Annotated in this window: 16 protein-coding genes and 7 tRNA genes; 4 read left to right on the top strand and 19 right to left on the bottom strand. The window is 41.8% G+C overall.

Going from position 1 to position 20,199, the window contains the following annotated elements; translation table 11 throughout:
- Positions 1-5: 5 nt before the first annotated feature.
- The 9 genes from argS to CWC18_RS08120 all read right to left on the bottom strand — a co-directional run bounded on the left by argS (position 6) and on the right by CWC18_RS08120 (position 4,973).
- Positions 6-1,748, bottom strand: coding sequence for an arginine--tRNA ligase (argS, locus tag CWC18_RS08165; protein WP_138675044.1), 1,743 nt, complete (start codon positions 1,746-1,748; stop codon positions 6-8).
- A 123-nt stretch (positions 1,749-1,871) separates the two neighbouring features.
- Positions 1,872-3,461: a peptide chain release factor 3 gene (gene prfC / locus CWC18_RS08160; RefSeq protein ID WP_119861068.1), complete on the bottom strand. Its 1,590-nt coding sequence runs from the start codon at positions 3,459-3,461 to the stop codon at positions 1,872-1,874.
- An 846-nt stretch (positions 3,462-4,307) separates the two neighbouring features.
- A tRNA-Phe gene (locus CWC18_RS08150) sits at positions 4,308-4,383 on the bottom strand.
- A 27-nt stretch (positions 4,384-4,410) separates the two neighbouring features.
- A tRNA-Thr gene (locus CWC18_RS08145) sits at positions 4,411-4,486 on the bottom strand.
- A gap of 11 nt (positions 4,487-4,497) precedes the next feature.
- Positions 4,498-4,573 (bottom strand) — tRNA-Phe (locus CWC18_RS08140).
- Positions 4,574-4,611: 38 nt separating this feature from the next.
- Positions 4,612-4,687, bottom strand: a tRNA-Thr gene (locus CWC18_RS08135).
- 10 nt (positions 4,688-4,697) lie between these two features.
- A tRNA-Phe gene (locus tag CWC18_RS08130) sits at positions 4,698-4,773 on the bottom strand.
- A gap of 38 nt (positions 4,774-4,811) precedes the next feature.
- Positions 4,812-4,887: transfer RNA gene (locus CWC18_RS08125), tRNA-Thr, on the bottom strand.
- Between the two features lie 10 nt (positions 4,888-4,897).
- Positions 4,898-4,973, bottom strand: a tRNA-Phe gene (locus CWC18_RS08120).
- A gap of 274 nt (positions 4,974-5,247) precedes the next feature.
- On the opposite strand from CWC18_RS08120, the gene CWC18_RS08115 reads away from it, so the two are divergent.
- The gene (locus tag CWC18_RS08115) at positions 5,248-8,088 is read left to right on the top strand and encodes a hybrid sensor histidine kinase/response regulator (RefSeq protein WP_138675043.1); all 2,841 of its coding nucleotides are present in this window, start codon (positions 5,248-5,250) and stop codon (positions 8,086-8,088) included.
- Between the two features lie 218 nt (positions 8,089-8,306).
- Here the strand turns inward: CWC18_RS08115 and CWC18_RS08110 are convergent, their stop codons facing one another.
- From CWC18_RS08110 to CWC18_RS08095, 4 genes are all read right to left on the bottom strand, one after another.
- Positions 8,307-8,486 carry a hypothetical protein gene (locus tag CWC18_RS08110; protein WP_138589681.1) on the bottom strand — a complete coding sequence of 60 codons (180 nt, stop codon included), beginning with the start codon at positions 8,484-8,486 and terminating at the stop codon, positions 8,307-8,309.
- 113 nt (positions 8,487-8,599) lie between these two features.
- The gene (locus CWC18_RS08105) at positions 8,600-9,730 is read right to left on the bottom strand and encodes a sodium ion-translocating decarboxylase subunit beta (RefSeq protein WP_010362899.1); all 1,131 of its coding nucleotides are present in this window, start codon (positions 9,728-9,730) and stop codon (positions 8,600-8,602) included.
- Positions 9,731-9,738: 8 nt separating this feature from the next.
- On the bottom strand, positions 9,739-11,517 hold the full coding sequence (oadA, locus tag CWC18_RS08100; protein WP_138589682.1) for a sodium-extruding oxaloacetate decarboxylase subunit alpha: 1,779 nt from the start codon (positions 11,515-11,517) through the stop codon (positions 9,739-9,741).
- Positions 11,518-11,529: 12 nt separating this feature from the next.
- On the bottom strand, positions 11,530-11,766 hold the full coding sequence (locus CWC18_RS08095) for an OadG family transporter subunit (RefSeq protein ID WP_138589683.1): 237 nt from the start codon (positions 11,764-11,766) through the stop codon (positions 11,530-11,532).
- Between the two features lie 421 nt (positions 11,767-12,187).
- On the opposite strand from CWC18_RS08095, the gene CWC18_RS08090 reads away from it, so the two are divergent.
- The gene (locus tag CWC18_RS08090) at positions 12,188-12,652 is read left to right on the top strand and encodes a YcxB family protein (protein ID WP_138589684.1); all 465 of its coding nucleotides are present in this window, start codon (positions 12,188-12,190) and stop codon (positions 12,650-12,652) included.
- A gap of 38 nt (positions 12,653-12,690) precedes the next feature.
- Here CWC18_RS08090 and csrA read toward each other — a convergent pair whose 3' ends face one another.
- The 6 genes from csrA to CWC18_RS08060 form a co-directional block, all read right to left on the bottom strand.
- On the bottom strand, positions 12,691-12,882 hold the full coding sequence (csrA, locus tag CWC18_RS08085; protein WP_010362895.1) for a carbon storage regulator CsrA: 192 nt from the start codon (positions 12,880-12,882) through the stop codon (positions 12,691-12,693).
- Between the two features lie 90 nt (positions 12,883-12,972).
- Positions 12,973-14,193 (bottom strand): aspartate kinase, encoded by a 1,221-nt coding sequence (locus tag CWC18_RS08080; RefSeq protein WP_138589685.1) that lies wholly within the window; start codon positions 14,191-14,193, stop codon positions 12,973-12,975.
- Between the two features lie 3 nt (positions 14,194-14,196).
- Positions 14,197-16,800: an alanine--tRNA ligase gene (gene alaS, locus CWC18_RS08075; protein ID WP_138675042.1), complete on the bottom strand. Its 2,604-nt coding sequence runs from the start codon at positions 16,798-16,800 to the stop codon at positions 14,197-14,199.
- Positions 16,801-16,804: 4 nt separating this feature from the next.
- The gene (locus CWC18_RS08070) at positions 16,805-17,269 is read right to left on the bottom strand and encodes a regulatory protein RecX (protein WP_138589687.1); all 465 of its coding nucleotides are present in this window, start codon (positions 17,267-17,269) and stop codon (positions 16,805-16,807) included.
- The gene (locus CWC18_RS08065; RefSeq protein WP_138675041.1) at positions 17,270-18,076 is read right to left on the bottom strand and encodes a BPSS1780 family membrane protein; all 807 of its coding nucleotides are present in this window, start codon (positions 18,074-18,076) and stop codon (positions 17,270-17,272) included.
- A gap of 137 nt (positions 18,077-18,213) precedes the next feature.
- Positions 18,214-18,831, bottom strand: a complete 618-nt coding sequence (locus tag CWC18_RS08060) for a GTP cyclohydrolase II (RefSeq protein ID WP_119861056.1) — start codon at positions 18,829-18,831, stop codon at positions 18,214-18,216.
- Between the two features lie 243 nt (positions 18,832-19,074).
- Between CWC18_RS08060 and CWC18_RS08055 the strand changes: the two genes are divergently transcribed.
- Positions 19,075-19,644: a hypothetical protein gene (locus CWC18_RS08055; protein WP_138675040.1), complete on the top strand. Its 570-nt coding sequence runs from the start codon at positions 19,075-19,077 to the stop codon at positions 19,642-19,644.
- Positions 19,634-19,894, top strand: coding sequence for a hypothetical protein (locus tag CWC18_RS08050; RefSeq protein WP_171041056.1), 261 nt, complete (start codon positions 19,634-19,636; stop codon positions 19,892-19,894). The genes CWC18_RS08055 and CWC18_RS08050 overlap by 11 nt, the downstream gene beginning before the upstream one ends.
- Positions 19,895-20,199 lie beyond the last annotated feature (305 nt).

Raw genomic sequence — 20,199 nt, 5'->3', positions numbered from 1 at the left:
GTAGATTACATTTGCTCCATTACTTCAATTCCCAATAAATCTAAGCCGGTACGTAATGTATTGGCAACTAAGTTACACAGCACTAAACGGCTATCTCGTACATCACTTGCCACATCATCTTTTAAGATTGGACAAGCTTCATAGAACGTCATATATAAACTGGCTAACTCGTACAAGTAACCACATAATACGTGTGGTGTGGCTTCACTGATCATCAGATCCAACACTTCTTCTAGTTGTAACAACTTAATTGCCAGCGCCTTTTCTTGCGGCTGTTCAATGTTAATCGCAGCGTTAAGTGTACGACTATCAACCTGTGCTTTGCGGAAAATACTGCGTACCCGTGTATAAGCATATTGTAGATACGGTGCCGTCGCACCTTCAAAGCTCAACATGCTGTCCCAGTTAAAAATATAGTCGCTGGTACGGTGCTTAGATAAATCAGCATATTTAACCGCACCAATCCCCACCTTTCGAGCAATTTCAGCACGTTCGGCATCAGACAAAGTTGACTCTCGATCAGCTAATTTATCAGTCGCACGACTAATCGCCTCTTCAAGTAAATCAGCAAGTTTAACAGTGCCACCTGTGCGCGTTTTAAAAGGTTTACCATCGCTCCCCATCATGGTGCCAAATGGGCTGAACTCATAACTGGTTTCATCACGCAACAAACCGGCTTTACGCGCAGTTAACTCAACCTGATTAAAATGCAAACTTTGACGGGCATCAACAAAAATTAAGATGCGGTCTGCACCCAGTTTATTTGAACGATAATCACATGCAGCTAAGTCTGTGGTTGCATACAAGAAGCCTCCGCCAGATTTTTGCACAATAAATACCGATGGCTCGCCATCTTTATTCGCTAACTCGTCTAAAAATACAACTTGCGCACCTTGGTCTTCAATCGCAATGCTTTTGTCTTTTAACAATGAAATAATCGCATTCAGTTCACCGTTATAAGCACTTTCAGCCATGATATCATCACGAGTAAGCGTCACATTCAAACGTTGATATACTTCTTCAGAATGCTTCACAGAGGTATCAATGAACAGAGTCCATAGTTTCTGACAATGTGCATCACCACTTTGCAGCTTTACAACATAATCACGGGCTTTATCAGCAAAGCCCTCTTCGTCATCAAAGCGCTTCTTCGCGTCACGATAAAATGTTTCTAAGTCAGCGAGTGCCACAGACTCTAAATCAACACCTTGATTTAATAAGTCTTCTAAATGTGCGATCAACATACCAAACTGCGTACCCCAATCCCCCATGTGATTTTGACGTACCACCGTATCACCACGGAACTCTAAGGCACGTACCACAGAATCACCAATAATCGTCGAACGCAAGTGCCCTACATGCATTTCTTTCGCCAAGTTAGGCGAAGAAAAATCAACCACGACTTTCTGTGGCTGGCCATGTTCAGCAACCGCTAATTTCTGATCTTGGTTTGCCGCCGCAAGACTATTTGATAAAAACTCTGGCTTTAGGTGAATATTAATAAACCCAGGGCCTGCAATTTCTGTTTTTTCAGCAATGTCTGATACGTCTAAATTATCAATAATTTTTTGTGCCAGTTCGCGCGGGTTGGTTTTCAGTGCTTTTGCCGCCCCCATTGCGCCATTAATTTGGTAATCACCAAATTGTGGGCGTGTACTTTGTGTTACTGCTGGGTTTGAACCTTCAGGAATACCAGCTGCACCCATCGCCGCATTGGCTTTTTCAATTAATATCGTTTTAATATTCATTCTTCATCCTATTATGTGCTGCTTAGGAGCTTGCTCGACTGTACAGCACACTATAAATCTATCTCTTAATTTACACGGTTAAAGCCAGTTGATAATACCGAGTATCATTTGGCTCCATACATATTAATGTTCGCGTGTATGATGGAACTCAACCTCAGGATAACGTTCCATAGACAAGTTTAAATTCACTCGACTTGGCGCAACGTATGTTAGATTATCACCGCCATCAAGCGCTAAGTTCGTTTCACACTTGCGTCTAAATTCAGCCAGTTTTTTCTCATCGCTACAATTTACCCAGCGCGCGGTTTGTACGTTAACGCTTTCATATATCGCATCTACGTTATACTCGGCTTTTAAGCGAGCCACTACCACATCAAACTGCAGCACCCCTACAGCCCCTACAATAAGGTCATTATTCGCTAGCGGTCTAAATACCTGTACAGCGCCTTCTTCAGATAGCTGTACTAAGCCTTTTAATAACTGCTTTTGCTTAAGAGGATCTTTAAGACGGATACGTCTAAATAACTCAGGGGCAAAGTTAGGAATACCACTAAACTTCAGTTTTTCACCTTGTGTGAACGTGTCGCCTATTTGAATCGTGCCATGGTTGTGTAAACCAATAATGTCGCCCGCATAAGCATCTTGCGCACGCTCACGGTCACCGGCCATAAATGTCACCGCATCAGAAATACTGATTTGCTTACCTAAGCGGACGTGATTCATTTTCATACCTTGGTTATATTTACCAGATACAATTCGCATAAATGCGATACGGTCACGGTGTTTAGGATCCATATTTGCTTGAATTTTAAATACAAAACCAGAGAAGTTCTCTTCATCCGCTTTCACTTCACGGTCATCTGTCTGGCGAGGCATGGGCGTCGGTGCCCACTCAGTCAAACCATCAAGCATATGGTCAACACCAAAGTTACCCAGTGCAGTACCAAAAAAGACCGGCGTTAATTCACCTTTTAAAAAGAGTTCATGATCAAACTCATGCGATGCACCAATAACCAGCTCTAGCTCTTCTCGTAGTTGCTCCACCAGCTCTGAGCCAATTTCAGCATCTAGTTCTGGGTTGTCTAGCCCTTTAATGATACGCTTTTCTTGGATCGTGTGGCCTTGACCAGTTTGATACAAAATCGTTTCATCACGGTGAATATGGTAAACCCCTTTAAACTCTTTACCACAGCCAATTGGCCAGCTTACTGGCGCACAGGCAATGTTTAACTCAGTTTCAACTTCGTCCAACACTTCCATCGGGTCGCGAATATCACGGTCAAGTTTGTTCATGAAGGTAACAATCGGCGTATCACGTAAACGGGTTACTTCCATTAACTTACGGGTACGATCTTCTACACCCTTAGCGGCATCTATCACCATTAAACATGAATCTACCGCCGTAAGTGTACGGTACGTATCTTCTGAGAAGTCTTCGTGTCCTGGTGTATCCAGTAAGTTAACTAAGGCATCATTATAAGGAAACTGCATTACGGAAGTGGTCACTGAGATACCACGTTCTTTTTCCATTTCCATCCAGTCCGATTTAGCATGCTGGTTTGAGCCTCGACCTTTAACAGTACCCGCTTTTTGCAACGCCTTTCCGAACAATAATACTTTTTCAGTGATGGTGGTTTTACCTGCATCTGGGTGCGAGATAATAGCAAAGGTACGTCTTTTAGAGACCTCTTGCGTAATTACAGTGTGTGACATTAATAGGTTCTTCTAATTTTTCATAGGTTGCGTCTTACCTTTCCAAGAGCGAGTTTTCTGCTTTGTGTCGGGCAACCTATCATTGTTAATCATGATTACAGACTATTTTCGCTGATCTGACACTGATAAACAATCAATGTGATGGATTAAGTTGCCTATTTTTTGAGGTGGTAGGCAACTTTTGTATAAAAACCTGTTTTGTTTAATTGCTAAACAGCTATTTGTGGTTCTTTGTAGATATTTTTCAGGATATAAAACAAAGCACTGGCATCGTTAAAATCGTAATCATCAAAGACATCGACACAATTTAAGCATAAAGACATCAACTTGATCAGTGTAGAATGGGGCCTCCTCAAATTTTCAGACATTGATTTTCTTAAAAAAGTACGCAAAACCGCTCGAACAGCTAAAACTCCCTTCGTAATGGCCTCTATAACCATAGAGCAAGCCCATGTTGTCAAAGCTATTCAATGCGATATGTCTGAATATGTAATAACCCCTTTTCAAGTAAGAGGTTAACTTCTCGATCACAGCGCGTATTAACCAAACCAGTAAGACCTTGTAAAGAAAGCACTCAACGGGAAAAAAGTACTAGAGATATGTACTAAAGATCCACAGTCCGATATTATTTTAATGGATATTATGATGCTTGAAGTGGACGGCTTATTAGTATGTAAAAGCTTAAAAGGTGTTCCAAGCACACAGAACATGACGGTGGTTTTTTATCCGCCCTTGAGCAAACAGGGCATATTATTAAAGGACTAGAACTCGGAGTTGTTGATTATGTGTGCTCAAAGGTAAAATACAGATACAAAAAAACCCTAAACATAGTTTAGGGTTAAATGATGGTGCCCAGAGGCGGAATCGAACCACCGACACGAGGATTTTCAATCCTCTGCTCTACCGACTGAGCTATCTGGGCAAATTTTGTGGCTTACGCCAAATTAAATGGTGCCGACTATCCGAGTCGAACGGATGACCTACTGATTACAAGTCAGTTGCTCTACCAACTGAGCTAAGTCGGCACACTTAATAGTGGTGCCCAGAGGCGGAATCGAACCACCGACACGAGGATTTTCAATCCTCTGCTCTACCGACTGAGCTATCTGGGCAAAAATTTTTGCTTATATTTTTATTCCTAGCAAGGAAATGGTGCCGACTATCCGAGTCGAACGGATGACCTACTGATTACAAGTCAGTTGCTCTACCAACTGAGCTAAGTCGGCGCACCTAAAATGGTGCCCAGAGGCGGAATCGAACCACCGACACGAGGATTTTCAATCCTCTGCTCTACCGACTGAGCTATCTGGGCAAAATTTGTTGTTTATGTTTTTATTCCTAGCGAGGAAATGGTGCCGACTATCCGAGTCGAACGGATGACCTACTGATTACAAGTCAGTTGCTCTACCAACTGAGCTAAGTCGGCGCACCTAAAATGGTGCCCAGAGGCGGAATCGAACCACCGACACGAGGATTTTCAATCCTCTGCTCTACCGACTGAGCTATCTGGGCGTGCGGCGTATTAAACGGGTTTTGCCCTTTCAAGTCAACTTTTTTTTCAAACTTCTGCTCGTTTGAATATTTTTCAAACAACGGAATTAATTTATTGCTTAAAATGGCTAAGTTTCACACAACTTAATTTACGTTCAGCTAACCTAAGTTAGCCTTTTATCTGATTAAAACAGGTCGCTTACCGTAAAAACGTAGAGAAAAAGCCATCAGACAATGATACGATTGTCCGTATATTAAGCTTTAACATTGTGTCGCGAAATATCGGAACATTTCAATGCAAAATTCATCTCCAACAAAAATTGCTGGGCTACTGCCTCTCATACTGATAATAGCTCTGATCACTGGGGCTATTTGTGCTGCTGCGGCCTATATGCTCCCAAAAGCCAATCACGTAGAACAAGTCCCTAATATTCAAAAACAAGCCGATGAGCTCGCATCGCCCCTCGCTAATATAATGATGAAAACAGGGTTTTCGCAGGCAAAGCAAATTCTTCAAGGTATAAAAGAAGGCGCTCCACATGTTGATATCTATTTATATAGTTCAACTGGCTTGGCTGAACCATCACTTATTTTTCAAACAAGCAGCACCCCAGTAGCGGCAATTTCACAACAAAAGAAGATCGTTAAAGGCAATGTTATTACTGTTTATAAGCCTATCAAATTAGACGAACAAGTCATTGGTGAACTGGTGTTACGTTATCAATCACCTAACTTAGCACAAAGTCCAATGATGGGATTTGCACTTTTTACTTTGGCGTTAATTTGTGCCTTTTTATTAGCCGCTGCCGCAAAAAAACGCATTGTATTGCAGCTTAACAATGACACCCAAAAGTTAGAGGCTGAACTAAAGCTGGTAGTCGATACACAAGATTACCGAGTACACCTAAATAGTGATTTGGGTTTCGGCCTTGAAAGTATCGCCTGTGCCATTAACAATGTACTGCATCAAGTGCAGTCTGTGATTGATAATAACCAAGAGTCACAAAAAGAGCTTAAGCAATTACAAACCAGCCTTGAAACCGAAGTACAAGCACGTACACTCGCATTAGAAAAAGCCACGCTCAATGCTGAACGCGCCAATGACGCAAAAACCACCTTTTTAGCAACCATGAGTCACGAGATAAGAACCCCAATGAATGGTGTCATTGGTACCATTGATCTGCTTCGTCAAACAGATCTTGATGGTGCTCAACACCGTTTAACCACCATTATCCGTGACTCTGCCTTCTCACTACTGGGCATTTTGGATGATATTTTAGACTTCTCTAAAATTGAAGCGGGCAAACTGCAAATCGACAACAGTGTGTTTTCGGTGTCAGAAACCATTGAAGAAGTCGCACGAGTACTCTCATCAGTTGCCAAGAAACGTAAACTTGACCTACAGCTCGCAATTGCACCAGATATTCCAAACAACCTAGTGGGAGATACCATTCGTGTTCGACAAGTATTGTATAACCTGTGTAGCAACGCGATAAAATTCACCAGCACAGAAAGTGATCGACAGGGTTATGTAAAAATCACCGTTGAAGTTGCACAAAATACCTCTGAACATTATACCTTGCGCTTTAGAGTGACCGATAACGGCAAAGGGATGACACAAACTCAGTTACGTGAAATCTTTAACCCGTTTATTCAAGCGGAAGGCTCTATTACTCGAGAGTTTGGTGGTACAGGCCTTGGTTTATCGATTTGTAAGAGTCTTATTGAGTTAATGTTAGGGTCTATTCAAGTCAATAGTGACATTGGTATGGGCAGCGAATTTGTTGTCGAATTACCGTTTAGCACGCAAGGCAAAATTGAATACGAACATAAGAGTAAACTCGGGCAACGAAGAGTTGTCGTGCTGACAGGTAATAATGATAGGCGTGATATTTTATGCCGTTATTTGTCATTCATGGGGGCAAGCACTGTGGCCTTGGGATCAATGGATGAATTTGACGAATTCCAGTATCAAGAAGGCGTTATTTGGGTTTTAGATGGCTTAGAAGGTATGGCACCAGTCAATGACCAATTACGTTCATTGCTGTATTCATTAGAAAACAACAAGCAACAAGTCATCGTGCTAAGCACGATGGATGAAGCCGCTGTAAACCATGAGAATATTTTCTACCTCAATGCGGCGCCACTGTGTAAAGGCTCATTCATGACTTCTGTAATGGTCGCTGCAGGACTACACAAACCGAAAGCACTTAAACCGTCACGTAGTATGAATATCTATCTTAACGTAGATCAGGCACGTGCTGAAAATAAACTCGTGCTGTTAGTTGAAGATAACGTATTGAACCAGCAAGTACTCACCGATCAATTGCACTTGCTTGGCTATGGCGTAGAAGTTGCAAAAAATGGTGAAGAAGGCCTAAAAGTATGGCAAAAAGGCAATTTCCCTATTATTCTTACAGACTTACATATGCCTAAAATGTCTGGCTACGATATGGTTACACGGATCCGTGATATTGCAGAGCAAAGTAACGATGCTAACGCTCAACCCTATATTATCGCTGTCACCGCTAACGCACTCAAAGGCGAGAAGGAACGCTGTATCGCCACAGGTATGAATGATTACATCACAAAACCGGTTGAGCTGAACGTACTCGAGGCTACATTAATGAAGTGGCAAGAAAAACACGCTAACAACTTATCAGCACCAGACTCTTCAGCCAGTGGCGTGAATACCAACCATACCAATACACCAGAGACTCAAGAGTCCAACAATCTACTTATTCAGGAACTACCGAGTGACCCTGAAGTATTGGTGACGCCGGCAATTAATCTAGAGACTCTTAACAAATATGTTAATCATGATGAAGCAAAGCAATTACGCTTCTTCCGTATGTACTTAGAGCAAAGCAGTATATTAACCAGGGAAGTGAACGGTGCTGTGATCTCCATGGACCAAGCTGCGATCATTGAAGCTTGCCATCAACTTAAATCGATTTCGAATACAATTGGAGCAGAACAAGTAGCCGAAACTGCCATCGAGTTTGAAAGCCAGTGTAAAGCGGGTAATTTAACCGCTGATGAGCTTATTGCATTGCGTGATAGGCTCGATCACGACTATGCCGATGCCACACAGTTTATTCAAGCGCATATACAGCAAGCCCAAATGAACGAATAACATTTACCAGCGGTAGTAAAAAAAGGCGCTGTAGCGCCTTTTTTTATATTAATGAAACCAAAAAATATACCTAGGGTACTCAATAAATAGAGTAATACACGGCCCATATAAAACAGTAAAACGTTGATGCGCAGTGACTTATATGCCGTACTTTTATCACCCTATATATGCACATAACTTAATGCTATGAGTAGCCTTTAGATATAAACTGTGGCGCTCTACTCATTCCACAGAACATAAATCAACTTAACCACGAGTGACGCCATAACAAGCGGAAATATATACTTGCTGTAACGCTGCATTTTATCCAGCCCCAATTTATGCTGATAACGCTCCAACAATGATACCAAGATCAGTAAAGTAGCAAATAATACCCCTAATATGATCAATACATTCATTGCGCTACTTCCCCCCTATTTCTTAATTGTCCTTGTTATATCATAAAAATGAGGAACAAAAAAAGCGCAGCCTAAACTGCGCAGTCGGTTGGAGACATTAAAATTCTGTCGGCTTAGCCGACTAATGCAAGGAGTATCCCCGCAGCTACTGCACTGCCTAATACACCTGCAACATTAGGACCCATCGCATGCATTAATAAAAAGTTATGCGGGTTACTTTCAAGACCAACTTTATTAACCACTCGTGCAGCCATTGGCACCGCAGATACCCCTGCAGCACCCACCAACGGGTTGATAGGGTTACTTGATAACCGATTCATCAATTTAGCCATATATACACCCGATGCAGTTCCGATTGAAAATGCCAATGCGCCAAGCAATAAAATACCCAATGTTTCAACTGTTAAAAAATGCTCGGCCGCTAATTTAGAGCCAACGGCTAACCCCAAGAATATTGTTGTGATATTAATTAACTCGTTTTGCGCGGTATTACTAAGCCTGTCAACTACGCCACACTCTCTCATTAGGTTACCTAAACAAAACATGCCCACTAAAGGAGTTGCTGAGGGCAAAAATAAGATGGTTAAGCTAAGCACCATCAACGGAAACAAAATCTTTTCCTTTTTAGAGACCACACGTAACTGCGGCATCGCAATAGAGCGCTCTTCTGGAGTTGTTAATAAACGCATAATAGGAGGCTGAATAATAGGAACCAATGCCATATAAGAGTACGCAGCAACAGCTATCGCTCCAAGCAGCTCAGGCGCCAATTTTGAGGCCAAGAAAATTGCCGTTGGGCCATCCGCGCCTCCGATGATCGCTATCGCTGATGCATCTTTAAGAGTAAACTCAAAACCAGGTACATAGTTTAACGCGATGGCACCAAACAAGGTGGCAAAAATACCAAACTGCGCAGCAGCACCTAAAAATAACATGCGAGGGTTCGCAATTAACGCACTAAAGTCGGTCATTGCACCCACCCCCATGAAAATTAAAAGTGGGAATACACCACTGTCTATACCTATGTAATAAACGTAATACAACAACCCACCGGGATCAGCTAAACCAGCCACAGGAATATTTGTTAAAATTGCCCCAAAACCAATGGGTACTAACAACAGAGGCTCAAACCCTTTTGCAATAGCCAAATACAATAAGCCACAGCCAACCGCCATCATAATTAACGCGGGCAGCGTGAAGTTGGCAATGCCAGTGGCTTGCCATAAATTCAATAATCCGTCCATATCAGCTCCTAAGCCAATGCTATCATGGCGTCGCCAGTTGCGACTGAGTCACCTTCGGCTACAAAGACTTCTGATACAGTACCTGTTGAGGTAGCTCGTACTTCAGTTTCCATCTTCATGGCTTCCATGATCAGTACAACATCACCTTGAGCAACGTGATCGCCAGCGCGTACTTTAATTTTGAAAATATTACCGGCCAATGGCGCATTAAGGGTATCTGACGAGCTCACCGATGCTGATTGTGGAATAAGCTCGCTGTCTTTTACTTTAACTTCTTTTAGCTCTCCGCCTGCCGCAACCACAACGTCATATACTTTGCCATCAACTTGTACACTATACCGTTCTGGGCTCGCTTTACTTGGTGTTGGCTTGTTTTGTATTTTTGACTGACTGGACTCGACTAACGTTGGCTTTGGTTCAAACGCGTCTGGATTGTGTCTATTTTTCAGGAACTTTAAGCCAACCTGTGGAAATAACGCATAAGTTAAAACATCATCAATTTGCTCTGAAGCCAGTTCAATTGACTCTTCTTTTACTTTCTCTAGCAATTCAGTATGTAAGCTTTCTAGCTCAGGCTTGATCAAATCCGCTGGGCGACATTGTATTTCTTCAGTACCATCCAGCACTTTAAGTTGTAACGCTTTATCTACAGGCGCAGGTGTTGAACCATATTCACCTTTTAATACACCCACGGTTTCTTTAGTGATGGTTTTATAGCGCTCCCCAGTAAGTACATTCAATACAGCTTGAGTACCTACGATTTGTGATGTGGGCGTAACTAAGGGTAAAAAGCCCAGATCCTGTCTAACTTTTGGAATTTCTTTCAGTACATCATCAAGTTTATCAGCTGCGCCTTGCTCTTTAAGCTGATTTTCCATGTTCGTCAACATACCACCAGGCACTTGTGCCAGGAGAATTCGACCATCAACTCCTTTTAAGCTACCTTCAAACGCGGCATACTTTTTACGTACCTCACGGAAGTAACTCGCAATCTCTTCAAGTTCAGCTAAGTTTAGACCAGTATCTCTGGCTGTCCCTTCAGTAATAGCAGCAATGGTTTCCGTCGCGCTATGCCCATAAGTCATACTCATTGAAGAAATTGCGGTATCAAGCATATCAATACCCGCATCAATCGCTTTTTGATACGTCGCAGTGCTTAAGCCTGTCGTTGCATGACATTGCATTGCAATAGGCACTGATACGGTACTTTTTAGAGCCAATATCAACTGCTCTGCATCATATGGCTTAAGTAAACCTGCCATATCTTTTATACAAATTGAGTGACACCCCATATCTTCAAGCTGTTTTGCTTGCGCTAACCACATATCAAGGGTGTGAACTGGACTCACCGTGTAAGAGATCGTGCCTTGTGCATGAGCACCTACTTTAATCGCAGCTTTCACCGCTGTTTCTAAATTTCTTACATCATTCATCGCATCAAAAATACGAAATACATCCACACCATTTTTGTGCGCACGCTCTACAAATTTTTCAACAACATCATCAGCATAATGACGATAGCCTAATAGGTTCTGGCCTCGTAATAACATTTGCTGCTTGGTATTTGGCATTGCTTCTTTTAAAGCTCGAATGCGCTCCCAAGGATCTTCACCTAAATAACGAATACACGAATCAAAGGTCGCTCCACCCCAAGACTCAACTGACCAGTAACCTGCTTTATCTAACTTTTCTGCGATTGGTAACATATCCTCTAAGCGCATACGGGTTGCAAGCAAAGACTGGTGAGCATCTCGTAAAACTAGCTCTGTAAGTTTTAATTGTGACATGAAAGACCCCTATTATTGTTTTGTTCGGTATTGCGTAATTGCAGCACTAATCGCTGCAATATGAGCATTTGGCACCCCGCCTGACGGCTGGCGACGCGTAGTTGGGACGGTAGGAGCTCCTGTGTCTGGTTTGGCGAGCTTAGACAAATTCGTCACGGCCAAAATTAAAATAGATAAAAACACAAAGACTCCAATCATGCCCGTTAGCATTAGGCTAGCTGCCTGAATTAACAATGCGCCTATATCCATAACTCTCCCCTTTAGTCTCTCGACAAATACAACCTGCGTTAATAATCATTTTTTATAAATATTTATTCACCCATCATACCAAAACATCGTCACATGTAAATAACATTGTAAATTGGTAATACCAAAAGTAAATTAAACATAAAAATCAAAAATTTAAAAGGAGACTGGGTATATATTAAGGCATAAAACAGCATAAACATGAAAAATATTCAAAATAAAAGGTGAGAATATCTAAGATTATTTATTTATAAGCTCATAAAACAGTTACTAAAACACCACAAAAAATTGGTAATACCAAACGCTTTGTTTATCTTGGTGCATTAATAAATGGTATTAATTCCTGTTAAACCAGCGTTCTAGAGTACAGTTAATGCACCCTACAAAGCTATACGGTACAATGTGCCAAACGTTAGGAGCGTATATGTACACAGAAAAATTTGTATTAGATAAGCCGTATTTTCAAGAATGCTTTGATGAATCGATTAAACTTAGCGATCACAATAAACCCAAATATTTTTTACTCGTATTACTCATCGCCTTAGGTCTATTTAGTATTTATTGGCTGGCAGAGCATTATTTAGGAAACTTCCTGATCCTACTTGCGGTGGTTGAGTGTTTAGCTTTTTACTATCGTCGGCCATGGTGGATAGCACGTCAAATGTTGAGCCGCGCGAGTGGCAGTACAGTTGAGCTGCATATTGATGAAACGCATATTGAAGCAAAAAACCCTTACAAACACTATCAGTTAACGTGGCAGGAGATTGACAGTATTATTGAAACAGAAAAAGGGTTAATTTTAAAAAGTAATAAAAAGATGCAATATCTTTCCAATCGGTCTATCAGTGATGACACACGGATATTTATTTTATCGCAGACAAAAAAATAGCCACATTATGTGGCTATTTTCACAAATTCTTCTGCTGATCAGATATTGCCGGTCGTTGGATTAGACTTTTCAGCCTGAATACGCATGTAGATCTCTTCACGGTGGACTGAAACATCTTTAGGTGCATTTACACCAATACGTACTTGGTTTCCTTTAACACCAAGTACAGTTACAGTAACTTCATCACCAATCATCAGGGTTTCACCTACTCGACGAGTTAGTATTAGCATTCTCTTGCTCCTGTTATTCCAAAAATTAAAAGATTCCGCGTCTTTCTCATTTTAATGAAAAGTTACAGTAAAAGTAAGCAAAAAACGTCCTTACTCAGTACTTTCCGAGAAAAATGTAGCGTGTAATGTCCTTACGGCTAATTCTAGATATTTTTCTTCCACCACTACTGAGACTTTTATCTCAGAACTAGCGTTCATTAGTGTTTTTATACCTTCTTGGGCTAAAGCACTAAAAAATTGTTCTGTAACACCACAATTTGATTTTATGCCCAAGCCAACAGCAGAGACCTTAGCAACCCCCATGTTACTTTCAACATGGTGTGCTCGTATGTACCCTAAGTTTGACTGCAATATCTCAATCACCTGTAAGTGATCATTACTGTGCACTGTAAAAGCATAGCCTATTTTTTCGCTATGTTGCTGAGTTTGCGTGATCATATCTATTTCAATATTATGTTCAGTGCACAGCGCCTCTATTAACCTTAACTTAGGTGTACTCTGCGTACTACTCAATACACTAATCTGTACTTCATCGCGTGATGCTGCGATCCCTGACACCGTACTTTGCAACCTTGAATTCTCTTCATAGGTTATCAATGTTCCCGCATCTGGAAAAAAACTAGAAAGTACTCTTAATGGCACTTTATGCCTGCCTGCCGCTTCAACAGAACGAAGGTGTAATACTTTCGCGCCTAAGCTGGCTAATGCGAGCATTTCAGCACAAGTAACATATGCTAAGCGCCGAGCGTTAGAGTCAATCCGCGGATCAGTAGTATATACGCCATCTACATCCGTAAAGATCTGACATTCATCAGCTTTTAATGCTGCGGCTAATTCAACCGCAGTTGTATCTGTGCCACCGCGGCCTAAAGTTGTGATATTGCCTTCATTATCTCGCCCCTGAAAACCGGCAATAATTGCAATGCGATTATGCTCTAACTCTTGTTTTAGGCGTTCAGTATGAATGCACTCAATTTGCGCTTTGCCAAAATGATTGGAAGTTTGGATCCCGACTTGATCAGCCAGTAGACTTATTGCAGAGTGGCCGCGTTTGATAATTGCCATCGCCAACAATGCAACACTGACTTGCTCACCGGTCGTAAGTAGCACGTCGAGTTCACGACTGTTAGGGCGTGTATCAAGTTGCCGTGCCATACCAATTAAACGATTTGTTTCACCCGACATCGCAGAAAGAACCACAACAACTTGATGACCTTGCTGTCTTGTCTTTACGACTAATTCAGCAACCGCTTCGATACGCTCTAAGGAGCCTACCGAAGTGCCACCAAACTTTTGTACAAATAATGCCACCTGTTACTGAGTTTTCTCAGCAACCCAAGCATTAACACTCGCCAGTGCCGCATCTAGGTTTTGCGGCTCTGAGCCACCTGCTTGTGCCATATCTGGGCGACCGCCGCCTTTTCCGCCTACTTGTGCAGCCATGTGATTCACTAACTCACCTGCCTTAAGTTTACCAATAAGATCTTTTGTCACACCGCTGATCAAGCTCACTTTATCGCCATTGACAACACCCAGTGCAATCACCCCTGAGCCCATCTTATTTTTAAGGTCATCGACCATGCCGCGGAGTGCTTTTGACTCCGTGCCAGCGACATTAGCAACCAATAGCTTGATGCCGTTAACGTCAACTGCAGAATCTAATAATGACGCACCTGCTGCACTTGCTAACTTATCATTTAACTGAGAAACCTGCTTTTCTAAGCCTTTGGCTTTTTCTAGTAGCGCACTCACTTTTTCTAGTGCGTTATGACTATCACCTTTCACAAGGGCGGCAATTTCAGCTAGCTGTTGCTCTTGCTGTGCAACATAAGCAATCGCATCTTCACCTGTTACGGCTTCAATACGACGCACACCCGCTGCAATACCGCCTTCAGACACTATCTTAAACAAACCAATATCACCCGTACGTTGAACGTGTGTTCCTCCACATAATTCTATTGAATAATCACCAATAGACACCACACGCACTTCGTCATCATACTTTTCACCAAACAAGGCCATCGCCCCTTTTGCTTTGGCGTCATCAATGTCCATTAACTGCGTATCAAGCGCAAAGTTACTGCGGATCTCAGCATTAACGGCATCTTCAAGTTCACGTAGTTGCGTCTTCGTTACACCTTCAAAGTGAGAAAAGTCAAAACGTAACTTATCAGGCATCACAAGTGAGCCTTTTTGTGCAACATGATCGCCTAACAATTGGCGAAGCGCTTCATGCAGTATATGTGTGCCTGTGTGGTTTTTCTTGATACGTTCACGACGCTCACTGTCAATTTGTGCGTCAGCTTTGTCATTAATACCAATTCGCCCTTGCACTGTGCCATGGTGGGCAAATGCATTACCTAGCTTACGTGTATCAACAACCGTAAATTCACCCCCTGTCACCGTCAGTGTACCTGAGTCACCAACCTGACCACCAGATTCAGCATAGAAAGGGGTTCTGTCTAGCACCACAATCCCTTCTTGCCCATCTTCTAGTACATTAACTGCTTGCCCTTCAAAAAAGAGCTCAATGACGGTGCCTGTGTAGTGTTCAGTATCATAACCTTTAAAATCTGTTGATTTTTCAGACTTTAATTGTTCATTATAATCTGCGCCAAACTTACCAGCTTGTTGTGCTTTTTTACGCTGAACTTCCATACATTCTTGGAAGCCACGCTCATCAATCGTCATGAAGCGTTCACGCGCCACATCGGCAGTTAAATCGGCTGGGAAACCATAAGTATCATAAAGCTTAAAGACCAGTTCACCCGGAATAACATCGCCTTCGATACTGGCTAAGCTTTCTTCTAAAATAGCCAAACCACGCTCTAGCGTTTTACCGAATTGCTCTTCTTCTATGCGTAGCACTTTTTCAATGATTGCTTGTTGTTTCGCAAGCTCTGGGTAAGCCTCACCCATTTGTTCAATTAATGCCGCTACCAACTTGTAAAAGAATGCACCTGATGCGCCTAACTTATTACCATGACGCACAGCACGACGAATGATCCGACGTAATACATAACCACGACCTTCGTTTGATGGCATAACGCCATCCGATACCAAAAACGCACACGACCGAATATGATCAGCAACAACGCGTAAAGATTTATCTTCTAAATCTTTGGCATTGGTTACCACAGCAGCCGCTTTTATTAACCCTTGGAATAAATCAATTTCATAATTTGAGTGCACGCCTTGCAAAATTGCAGCGATACGCTCTAGACCCATACCCGTATCAACTGATTGCTTCGGCAAAGGCTCCATAGACCCGTCAGCGTGACGGTTGTATTGCATAAATACCAGATTCCAGATCTCAATAAAGCGATCGCCGTCTTCTTCTGGAGATCCTGGAGGGCCCCCCCAAATATGCTCACCATGGTCATAAAATATTTCAGAGCACGGACCACACGGGCCAGTATCGCCCATTGACCAAAAATTATCCGTAGTATCTATACGAATAATTTTATCATCACTTAAGCCTATCTCTTTTGACCAAAAGTCATACGCTTCTTCATCAGTATGGTAAACCGTTACCAACAGCTTCTCTTTTGGTAACTTCACCACATCTGTTAAGAATTGCCACGCAAATGTAATGGCTTCTTGCTTGAAGTAATCACCAAAACTAAAGTTACCTAACATTTCGAAAAAGGTATGGTGACGCGCGGTATAACCGACATTTTCTAAATCATTATGCTTTCCGCCAGCTCGTACACAACGTTGAGAGCTTGTAGCGCGGGTATAAGGGCGAGATTCCGCGCCTAAAAATACATCTTTAAACTGCACCATGCCCGCATTGTTAAATAACAAAGTCGCATCATTACCCGGGATCAGCGAGCTTGAAGGGACAATTTGGTGTTGTTGAGTGGCAAAGTAGTCTAAAAACGCTTGCCTGATCTGTGCGGTAGTCATGTGCTGCATGTGATTATTCACCCATTGTTGCTGCTTGCATTGCAAAATCTATTTCTTCATAGCCAAAGCCACGATACATCATGTATCGCACCCGCTTTGCCTTTTCTTTGTAATCGAGGTTAAGGGGCGTTATTGCATATTTTTTTTCATACGCGGCCTGTGCCAACTGAAACCAATCTACTTCAAGGGTTTCTATTAGTTGCACCAACTGGGCTCGATCAACCCCTTTATTCATTGCCTCAGCCAACACTCTTCTTTGGCCAAGGCCCTTATTTATTTGTCGTCGTAAAAAGCTCTCACAATATCGATCTTCATCAATATATCCTAGCCTTTCACACCAACTTAAAAGCGCTTCAATATAACTCTCAGACGCATCTTTCGCCTTGAGCTTTGTGGTTAACTCTTTCTTTGAGTATTCTTGGCGAGCCAGTAACCACAATACATAATTTTTTAGTTTTTGCTTACTTTTATCATCCATCTAAGCGTCAAATCGCCCTGTATTATTATCTTCGCTTGTACCGTCTTGCGTCGCTATGTTTTGAGGCTTAGTAGGCGTCTCATCTGCCATAAAAATAGCCTGAAATGAGACGAAAAAGCTAATATAAGACAAGGGAATAATAACCAATAATGGGATCACACTAAGTGGTATTGAAGCTACGATTAATAAAGCAATCATAAGGCCATAAAGACCCAGTGGCGCCATATTTTTTTGAAATACAGTGAGAGACTGCATAATCGCTTTGAAAATACGTGTTTCACCTTTAAAAAACACCAGTGGTAACGCATAAGCAAACGCCATTAGGTTCACACAATGTGCAATTGCAAACAGCATAATATCTGACATCGATAAACTGGCCAGTACCGCATTTAACAGCTCATCTGGCTGCTGGTTTGGTGTTGCCTCTTGCATAATCGCGAACGCATCAGAAAAGAGCAGATCAGCCAGTAAGGTCAATAAAATAATCACCCCCATCTGGTACAAACCTAAGCGAAATAAGTTTAAACGCCGGCCTTTTGCACTAAAAGGCGCCAAGATATCCGCAAGACTAATACGTTTTCCCTGTTGTTTGCTGATCACCGCCATGTACATTCCCGCGGTTAAGAACGGCGATGCAAATGCAACTAATATCTGAAGTGGCGGCGCTACCAGCGGAATAAGCGCTGATATAACGATAAATAAATACATGAAAACAAACGTCATGGGCTGAGTTTTAAAAATAACCCAACCGGCTTTTAACCACTGTATACCCATGGCGGCTTTAAATACTTTAAATTCTGGTGACATAACGGCTCAAAGCTTATAAAAACATGCAGATTATACCCAAGAGGAACAAAATTGCGAGTTTATCGCTCGATTTGACTAGCGTAGAAAGTAAAAATGCGGCACAAGGAGCCGCATTCAAAAATAAAGCAAATTACAACTTATTCTGATTTTGATATTTTCTTAATATTCAACATGTGATCGCCATGTTTTACTTTTGTCTCAAGATAGCTTCGGTTACCAGCTTTAACATGTGCTTCCGTGCCTACCACTTCATCAACTGTTATCCCTGCATTACGCAGCGCGTTGAGTTTTTTTGGGTTATTGGTCATCAGTTTGACATGAGATAAGCCCATCGCCTTTAGCATTAATACAGCATCTGAAAAGTCCCGTAAGTCGTCATCAAAGCCCAAGTGGTTATTAGCTTCATAGGTATTCATACCCTGAGATTGCAGCACATAGGCGTCTATTTTATTGTATAGACCAATACCTCTGCCCTCCTGACGAAGGTATAATAATATGCCACCTTGTTGGTGCATTGTCTCAATGCACTCGTTTAATTGCTCACCGCAGTCACAACGCGACGAGTGAAATACATCACCCGTTAAGCACTCTGAGTGCATACGGATCAACGGGATCTCTTGCTCTGACTCTGCTTGATTAAAAATCAATGCCACATGCTCTTGCCCATCTTGTAAGCCACTAAATGACACGATTTCCGCGGGGATATGACTATGCTGCCCCACATTCAGCTGAACTCTCGCTCTTACTTCTGCCACGACTTCAGAACCTATAAAATTAATTAATGTGATATTATCACAGTCATTCTCTGCAATAATATAGATATGGTGTTGAAATAGAAAAAAACAAGTTCGTTGTACGTAACCACATCATCATGAGTTCAATACTTATCATCAAATAATCTGCCTTACTCCCTCTCTATTATTGAATTACAAATAACACCAGCTAATCTTAACTTAAGATCACACCTTCAACGTGCACTGTAACGTCGGACCTAAGCAATGAGACTATTGGCAGCCTTATTATTCTTCACACATTTAACAGCTGAGTGTTCGACTTTTAATTTTGATGGGTTTGCAAATCTATCACTGACAACCAGCTCATCTGACACAGCAAAAATACGGCACTTAATCTCTCAGTCTCATGGGCTACGCGATAATGAAATAGGTCTATACACTTCATCTATCGGCATGCAACTAGAGTGGCAATACTCAGCCCGTTGGCAAACCGTTATTCAAGCCGCTTTAAAAGACCAAGAAAAACATAATTTAGATACACTTACTCAATTGGCGTTTATTCGCTTTATGCCCACCGCGAACTGGACACTACGAGCAGGAAGAACCGAGCTTGATCTGTTCATGATGACCGAATATCGTGATATTGGCTACTCCTTTACCCAGGAACATTTGCCAACAGAGTTTTACGCGATTGTTCCTCATCAAAACATCGATGGTATAGACGCGCGTTATAAAGCGCCAACCACTTTAGGTTTATTGGGTTTGCATGCCTTTGTTGGTCGCTCAACAGCTCACATTGTCAGTGATGACAACTTTTACTGGAATGCAGAGTAAAGGGCTAACCATAGATTTAGAACGACACTATTGGTCATATAGAATCAATTATACCCAATCTAAATCAGGGAATGAAAATGCGCAACAGAAGCAACTTAAAGACGCCATAGCGCATGTGCCAATACAAATTTGGCCTAACCAACCACACCTTCAAGATTCTTCAAATATTGTGGGTAAACAATTTAACTACAGTGCAATTGGGGTAAGATATGACAATGCTACTTGGCTGATTCAATCAGAGCTTTCTTAATTCAGAAGTGCTGAGCCACCTAAGAAGTGGCTATTTAAGCGTTGGCAGACGTTTTAACCAATATACATTAATGGCAACTGCATCAATTGCCAAGTCAAATAATCAAGTGCCTGAGCCCCGCTAATATCAAACCCTGAGCTCGACTACCTGTACCAGAGTATTATCAACACACCAATTTTTACCTAATTGACCAAAACATCCTATCACTCACTTGGCGAATGGAATTAAATAATAATATAAACAAACTACTTTACCGCACTGAAGCACTTTTTAAGCAAGAACGTAGCAATGTATACGATAAAAAG

The sequence above is a fragment of the Pseudoalteromonas aurantia genome (genome assembly GCF_005886875.1).
GTDB lineage: Bacteria > Pseudomonadota > Gammaproteobacteria > Enterobacterales > Alteromonadaceae > Pseudoalteromonas > Pseudoalteromonas aurantia_A.
The sequence above is the reverse complement of the archived record's forward strand: the minus strand, read 5'-3'. Positions and strand labels throughout refer to the sequence as shown.

Coding starts and splice junctions, on each gene's coding strand:
- CWC18_RS08115 (WP_138675043.1), top strand. CDS start 5,248: ATGCAAAATTCATCTCCAACAAAAATTGCTGGGCTACTGCCTCTCATA.
- CWC18_RS08065 (WP_138675041.1), bottom strand. CDS start 18,076: ATGTCACCAGAATTTAAAGTATTTAAAGCCGCCATGGGTATACAGTGG.
- CWC18_RS08105 (WP_010362899.1), bottom strand. CDS start 9,730: ATGGACGGATTATTGAATTTATGGCAAGCCACTGGCATTGCCAACTTC.
- CWC18_RS08055 (WP_138675040.1), top strand. CDS start 19,075: ATGAGACTATTGGCAGCCTTATTATTCTTCACACATTTAACAGCTGAG.
- CWC18_RS08095 (WP_138589683.1), bottom strand. CDS start 11,766: ATGGATATAGGCGCATTGTTAATTCAGGCAGCTAGCCTAATGCTAACG.
- oadA (WP_138589682.1), bottom strand. CDS start 11,517: ATGTCACAATTAAAACTTACAGAGCTAGTTTTACGAGATGCTCACCAG.
- csrA (WP_010362895.1), bottom strand. CDS start 12,882: ATGCTAATACTAACTCGTCGAGTAGGTGAAACCCTGATGATTGGTGAT.
- CWC18_RS08070 (WP_138589687.1), bottom strand. CDS start 17,269: ATGGATGATAAAAGTAAGCAAAAACTAAAAAATTATGTATTGTGGTTA.
- argS (WP_138675044.1), bottom strand. CDS start 1,748: ATGAATATTAAAACGATATTAATTGAAAAAGCCAATGCGGCGATGGGT.
- CWC18_RS08050 (WP_171041056.1), top strand. CDS start 19,634: ATGCAGAGTAAAGGGCTAACCATAGATTTAGAACGACACTATTGGTCA.
- prfC (WP_119861068.1), bottom strand. CDS start 3,461: ATGTCACACACTGTAATTACGCAAGAGGTCTCTAAAAGACGTACCTTT.
- CWC18_RS08110 (WP_138589681.1), bottom strand. CDS start 8,486: ATGAATGTATTGATCATATTAGGGGTATTATTTGCTACTTTACTGATC.
- alaS (WP_138675042.1), bottom strand. CDS start 16,800: ATGCAGCACATGACTACCGCACAGATCAGGCAAGCGTTTTTAGACTAC.
- CWC18_RS08090 (WP_138589684.1), top strand. CDS start 12,188: ATGTACACAGAAAAATTTGTATTAGATAAGCCGTATTTTCAAGAATGC.